Origin of the sequence: Corallococcus interemptor (assembly GCF_003668875.1) — a bacterium.
In the GTDB taxonomy this organism is placed as follows: domain Bacteria; phylum Myxococcota; class Myxococcia; order Myxococcales; family Myxococcaceae; genus Corallococcus; species Corallococcus interemptor.
The window spans coordinates 1-6,487 of sequence record NZ_RAWM01000227.1; the positions used below are offsets into that span (position 1 = coordinate 1).

Consider the following 6,487-nt stretch of genomic DNA (forward strand, 5'->3'; position numbering starts at 1 on the left):
CCCCAGGCCCGCCACCAGCGCGCCCACGGCCACGCACAGCACCAGCAGCATGCGGGTGACGCCCTCCAGGCGCTCCTGCAGCGGCGTCTGGGGCTCCTGCGCCGTGCGCACCAGGTGCGCGATGCGGCCCAATTCCGTGTCCATGCCGGTGGCCATCACCTCCGCCACCGCCGTGCCCGCCGCCACGGAGGTCCCCATGAAGACGCGGTCCCTGCGCTCCGCCAGCGGGGTGGAGTCCGGCAGCGCGCCCACCCGCTTGTCCACCGGAGTGCTCTCCCCGGTGAGCGCCGCCTCCAGCGTGAGCAGCGCGTGCGCCGACAGCAGCCGCGCGTCCGCCGCCACCACGTCCCCCGCCTCCAGCACCAGCGCGTCCCCCGGCACCACCTGGGACGCCGGAATCACGGCGCTCACGCCGTCGCGCAGCACCCGCGCGCTGGGAGCGGTGAGCGCGCGCAGGGCCAGCACGGCGCGGTCCGCGCGGTACTCCTGGAGGAAGCCCACCAGCGCGTTGAGCACCACGATGGTGGCGATGGCCACCGCGTCCGCGCCCTCGCCCAACAGCGCCGCCACGCCGCACGCGCCCAACAGCAGCCACACCATGCCGCCGCGGAACTGGCGGCCCAGGAAGAGCCACGCGGAGCGGGGCTGCTCGCGCGTCAGGAGGTTGGGCCCGTGCTGGCGCAGCCGCGCCTCGGCCTCGCGAGACTCCAGCCCCCAGCGCGGCTCCGGAGCCGGAGCCGGAGCCGCCGCGCCCGTCGCCGCGCTCATCGCGCCACCGCCCGCCCGCCAGCACGCTCCATGCGGTGGCCATGCTCGGGGTCCAGCCAACCAGGGAGGCTCATGTCGGATTGCTCCTGCTTCACGGGATGTCCGGCCCGGTTGCGAAGCCCGTGCCGTCAGGTTGGACGCGGGCCGGTTTTCCCGGGACGCGCAGCTTTTGCGCCCGCGCCTCCTGGTGCCGCAACCCTTGCGCGGGCCGGCCTCCGGCATACCCGAGGAGCGGGACGGCACGCATCCTGAAGAGGCCTGGAGGTCATAGCGGGGCGCGTTCCCAGCGCGAGCCCACCGGCCGGAAGAAACCCCGGTGCGGCGCCTTCCCCCCGTCCGGAGTCCAAGCCATGGCCATCCTCTGCGCAACCGACCTCACCGAGGGTTCCCGTCAGGCCGCGGAGGTGGCCGCGCGAATCGCCGCCCGCCGGGGCCTGCCGCTCTGGCTGGTCCACCAGGTCCACCCGGATCAGCTCCGGGTCGCGGCCGAGCCCGTGCGCGAGGGCCTGCAGGCGCTGCTGCGCGAGGAGGTCCAGAGGCTGGCGCCGCTGGGGGCGAAGGTGGAGTCCTCGCTGCTGGAGAGCGGCTCCTCGGGAGCCCTGGCCCGCTTCTGCGAGGCGCACGAGGCGCGGCTGCTGGTGGTGGGGACGCCCCGCGAGGAGCCCGCCGCCCTGGGTTCGGGCGTCAGCCTGGAGCGCATCGCGCGCAACTGCGCCGTGCCGCTGCTGCGCGTGCGTGACGCCGCCCCCTTCGAGGCCTGGCTCACCGGCGCGCGGCCCCTGCGCGTGATGTTCGGGGTGGACCGCTCCCGGGGCAGCGAGGCCGCCCGGCGCTGGCTGACGGAGCTGGGCGTGGATGGCCCCATCGAGCTGCTGGCGGGGCACGTCTACTACGCCTTCGAGCAGTGCCGTCGCCTGGGCCTGCCCACCCCCATGAACCTGGACGAGGTGGCGCCCCGCATCGAGGCCGTGCTGCACCGCGAGGTGGCGGCGCTGGCGGACACGGGCGTCGCCCCGCGCGTGCACCTGCGCATGGCGGTGGGCCGCGCCGCGGACCACCTGGTGGACCTGGCGAGGGAGCAGGAGGTGGACCTGCTCGTGGTGGGCACGCACCCGCACAACGCCCTGGGCAACCTGGCCTCGGTGGCGCACCACGCGCTGCGGCTCGCGCCCATGTCGGCGGCCGTGGTGCCGGTGAGCCCCGCGGCCTCCCACGGCGAGGCGCCCCTGCCCCAGGTGCGGCGGCTGCTGGTGGCCACGGACCTGTCGCCGCTGGCGGACGAAACCATCCCGTTCGCCTTCGCGCTGGCGCCCGCGGGCGCGGAGGTGCACCTGGTGACGGTGATTCCGGAGCGCGCCGGCGCGGAGCTCCACCGCGACCTGAAGCAGCGCCTGCTGGAGCGCGTGCCCAGGGGGCTGGAGCCCCGGGAGGTCACCACGCGGGTGGAGGTCCTCCATGGCGAGGACGTGGCGCTCGCGCTGGTGCAGGCCGCGGAGCGGATGGACGCGGAGCTGCTCTGCCTGGGCTCGCGCGGCCACGGGGGCGTGAGGGAGGCGCTGCTCGGGTCGGTGGCGCGCAAGGTGCTGGGGCTGAGCCGCCGGCCCGTGCTGGTGCTGCGTCCCCCGCTGCGCTGAAAGCGGGTCAGCGCGCGGCGGGGACCCCGCCGCCCTGGCTGTAGCTGTCACAGAGCGCCATGTACTCGTCGCTGTCCATGGCGAGCGCGGCGACCCGCAGCTTCTTCACGCGGGGCTTCGCGAGCGTGGTCTTGATCCGCACCATCTTGAGGATGGGGATGCCCATGTACGACTGGGCGTAATAGACGTTCTCCTTCATGTCCCCCCAGCCGATGAGCACGCCATCCGGGAAGCGGATGCCGTCCCGGCCGATGAGCAGCACCGGGCGGTCCAGCCTCCCCAGCCCGCGGATGCAGTTGAAGAGCATCCAGGCCGCGCACAGGGTGATGAGCGCGATGGCGACCCAGAGGTTGCTCACCGGCAGCGCATGCACGGTGAGCGCGCCGAAGCCGAGCGTGGCCAGCACCCAGATGACCACGCCCGCGATGAGCTTGCCCCGCGAGTAGTAGATGGCGCGCGGCTTCTCCGCCTGCTTCCGGGACTGGGGGGAGCGATAGATTTCCATGTCGGGGATGTCCGTGGGTGCGTCAGCCGGCCAGCCGGCCTGACAGATAGGCCAGCAGGACTGGCGCGTTGATGACCTTCGCTTCGTCGAACTTCCGGGGCCTGCCCTGCGCGACGATGACGAGCTCGCGGGACGCATGGCCCTGGTCCACCTCGTCCTGGAGCCGGATGCTCTCGATGTCGTCCCAGCGCCAGAGCTTCTTGCGGTGGATGAGCCCCGCGTCGCTCAGGACGAGCGGCCCGAAGCGCACCGGCTTCCCCGCGGACACCTGGTGGTTCACGCGCTCCAGGAGGCGCGACACGACCTGCTCCAGCACCGCTTCGTGCAGCGCGTCCGGGTCGCTCCACAGGTACAGCCGCAGCTTCAGCGTTCCCCCCGTGTGGCGCAGGAGGACGTGGTCGTCCGAAGACTGCTCGACGATCTCCCGCACGTCCCGCCAGCGGATCCGCGTGGCGTCCGCGCGCAGGCCCTCGTCGTCCACCGTCAGGGTGTGCGGCGCCATCAGCCACGCGAAGAGGTCGTTGGCCCGCCAGCCCAGGATCCAGATGCAGGAGGGGATGCCCGCGAGGAGCAGGGAGAAGCCGAATCCGCTCTGGAGCACGTCCTGGACCCACCGGTGCGGAAGCAGGGGCACGCCCAGGGGATCCAGCAGCGCGGCCGCCTCCACGTAGAGCAGGGCCAGGCCCGCCAGGAACCAATACAGCGCGCGAGTGGGAAGGATCTTGTGGTGGGTGTGCTTCAGTGCGGCCTCCAGACGGGCCTGGGCGCGCGTCTATAAACAATCAACCCTGTCGACGCGACGTGTTTCGCCCCTCGGGCGTACGTTCTCGCTGCTCGCGAAAAACACCCTCGCGGCCTGAGACAGCACTGTCTGGCTTTGCCTGGAATCTCCTCTATCCCAAAGCATCACAGTCCCAGCGGTTCGCGATAAGCACAGTGGCCCGGGCGCGCACCGGCACCCGGGCCCGCGCTTCAAGTGGAGGCTAGGGCAACGACTGCGCGCCCTTGAGGAGCGCCGCGGCGAGGTCGAAGTTGCCGCCCACCGAGACGTTGCCCGACCAGAGCGTGCGGGGGTCGCGCGGCGTCCCCTCTTCTCCCTGGACCTCCACGTTGCCCACGGTGACGCCCGCGAGGACGGAGACATAGGCGTTCGGCGCGAACGTGGCACCAAACGAGAGCTGGGGAACGTAGTTGCGCTTCTCGATGCCGCCGCCTCCAACCCGGACGCGGACCTCGTTGTTGAGCGTGCGGCCCAGGTACGCGCCCCACTTCAACGCGAAGCACTTTCCGCGCAGGGTCGAGTTCCAGTCCTGGTCGGCAATCCACTGGATGATGTCCTTCTTCCTCGCCTCGCGGTTACCCGATTCTCCGTCGACGTCCGCCAACCAGATCCGGGTGTAGGCCACGATCGCGGGCATGGGCTCCTCGGCACGCGAGCTGCGGTACAGCCGTGCCGCCGCCAGATAGGCCTCTTGCGCGGCGTCGACGGCGCCTCGGGCAGCATCCCGTTCCGTGCGGGCATTGCTGAACGCAGTCAGCGCGGCTGCCTTTCCATCGGCTGACGCCTCGGCCACGGTCTTGGAGGCGAGGGTGATCTTCTCGCTGGCGCGTCGATAGGCATCCACTGACTTGACGAAGTCTTCCTTCGTTTTCTGGTACTGGCCCCCATCCATGCGCATCCTTGACGATTCCCAATCGAGGATCTGCAGGTCCGTCGCGCCCGCATTCATCGCGCTGATGAACGTGTTGAACTTGAGCGTGGCCTTCCGGCGAGCGACCTCCATCGCGGCGGCGGACGCATCGCTCTCGCTGCCGCCGCCCCATTCGGACGCGCAATACTCCCGGACCGCCTCGGATCTCTTCCAGTAGCCAGGAAAGAAGGCCACGTAGGGCATGGCCACGAAACCGGCGTTCTGAAGACTCGTGCCCTTCGTGGAGCCAATGGGGAACTGAATCCCCGCGCTGACGCCTGCGGTGACACCGCTCTTGAGGAGCTTCGCGTTCTCCGCCACGGCCTTCGCACCCGCCGCGGCCTGATTTTGCGCTTCGGTGCTCTCCTGCTTCGCCTTGGCGGCGCTGGCCTTGGCCTCCGCCTCGAGCAGGGCCTGGGCCTGCGCGTCGATCACCGCCTTGAGGCCAGCCTGGTCCACGGCAGGAGCAGGAGCAGGAGCAGGAGCAGGCTTACCTCCCTGTGCACGCGCGAAGCCGCCCATCAGGAGGGTGAGGCCACTCAACAACACAAACGCTTTCCGGATCTGTCTCAGACGTTCCAAAAGCATATCCCCCTCGGTTGTTCAGCGTTTTACATTCTCAGCAAGACACTCACACCCGTCAACACCATCCACAGCCAAGTCAAAGACAACCCATCCGTCACGATTTGGACCCACGGATTTCCGGTTCAGTCAGTGATTCCGCGTCCACGCCGTGCCTTCCCCGCCGCGATGTCGGAGCGCTCCGGTTAGACTGGTTGCCCATGCACCTCCTGCATCGCGGTCAGGCCCCCCAGAAGCCCCTTCTGCTGCGCCCCCTGTTCGGTGGGGTGCAGCGCATTGGCATGCGTTCGGAGAGCACCACCACGCTGCGCGACGCGGGCCGCAACAAGCCCGGCCCCGTGATGCCGGGCGTGCAGATGGTGATGGCCGTGGAAGTGCTTCGCGTGCTGCCGGATGGGTCCGCGCGCTACCGCTTCACCTTGGAGGAGGTGGACCTGCTCGTCGCCGCGCGCACGCCCGTGCGCACCGTGGAGTCCGCCCGCGCCCAGCTGTCGCCCCTGCCCGGCCTGAAGGGCGAAGGCCAGGTGGCCCCCAACGGCCGCTCCAGCGGCTTCGAGTGGAAGCTGCCCGCGGAGCTCTCCGCCCCCGTGCGCGGCCAGATGCAGCAGCTGGCCGGGCTGCTCAAGGACCTGGGCACCTTCCTGCCCGCCGAACCCGTGGGCCTGGGGGCCCGCTGGGAACAGAACGGCGCGGGCAGCGGCGCCCTCACCGGCGCGACCACGCGCGTGGAGCTGCGCACCCTGGAGGGCCAGTCCGTGGGCCTGCGCCTCCAGATGGAGACGCCCCGCACGCCCCAGCCCGTCCCCGCCTCGCTCCGCCCGCCTCCGGGAACCCCGGGCGAGACCACGATGCACACCGAGGCCAGGGGCCACGGCGGCTGCATGCTCTCCCTGGACCGGCTGTGGCCCGTCCGGCTGGAGCTGGACGTGGAGTCCCACGCCGCCGTCCGCGCCGGCACGAAGGACGCCCCCAAGCGCTTCGACGGCTTCACCACCACCCGCCTCCAGGTCCGCGAGCTGTCCTTCACCCCGCCCCGCCTGCGTGCGGCTCGCACCGTGTAGGCCAGTGCCCACCTGAAATTCCGGTCCCATGGGTCACCAGGCAACCCGGGGCCGGTTGGTGCGATAATGGGGGAAAGATTGCACCCGGTGGCGGGGGACGCCGCGGTTCCAGGGCGCCAGCATTTTGGACCCACCGAGGGCAGAGAAGTCTTCGGAGACAGACGATGGCGATCGACGGACCTCGTAACAACGGCCTTCCGCGCACAGTCCCGCAGCAGCCGCCGGCGCCCAAGCCCCCTACTCCAC

Annotated in this window: 6 protein-coding genes; 2 read left to right on the forward strand and 4 right to left on the reverse strand. The window is 71.0% G+C overall.

The window, feature by feature from the left end; translation table 11 throughout:
• The coding region (locus D7X96_RS38365) for a P-type ATPase actuator domain-containing protein (protein ID WP_244219869.1) at window positions 1-768 on the reverse strand (768 nt) is incomplete at its 3' end.
• 350 nt (window positions 769-1,118) lie between these two features.
• On the opposite strand from D7X96_RS38365, the gene D7X96_RS38370 reads away from it, so the two are divergent.
• A complete protein-coding gene (locus tag D7X96_RS38370; RefSeq protein WP_158616347.1) occupies window positions 1,119-2,402 on the forward strand; it encodes a universal stress protein in 1,284 nt (427 codons plus the stop codon).
• A 7-nt stretch (window positions 2,403-2,409) separates the two neighbouring features.
• On the opposite strand, the gene D7X96_RS38375 is transcribed toward D7X96_RS38370, so the two are convergent.
• The 3 genes from D7X96_RS38375 to D7X96_RS38385 form a co-directional block, all read right to left on the reverse strand.
• Entirely contained in the window at window positions 2,410-2,907 is a 498-nt protein-coding gene (locus D7X96_RS38375; protein ID WP_120553107.1) for a hypothetical protein, read from the reverse strand.
• A gap of 22 nt (window positions 2,908-2,929) precedes the next feature.
• A complete protein-coding gene (locus D7X96_RS38380) occupies window positions 2,930-3,574 on the reverse strand; it encodes a hypothetical protein (protein WP_244219870.1) in 645 nt (214 codons plus the stop codon).
• A 316-nt stretch (window positions 3,575-3,890) separates the two neighbouring features.
• Window positions 3,891-5,186, reverse strand: coding sequence for a hypothetical protein (locus D7X96_RS38385; protein WP_147468512.1), 1,296 nt, complete (start codon window positions 5,184-5,186; stop codon window positions 3,891-3,893).
• Between the two features lie 194 nt (window positions 5,187-5,380).
• On the opposite strand from D7X96_RS38385, the gene D7X96_RS38390 reads away from it, so the two are divergent.
• Complete coding sequence (locus D7X96_RS38390) at window positions 5,381-6,241, forward strand: hypothetical protein (protein ID WP_120553109.1); 861 nt, start codon at window positions 5,381-5,383, stop codon at window positions 6,239-6,241.
• Window positions 6,242-6,487 lie beyond the last annotated feature (246 nt).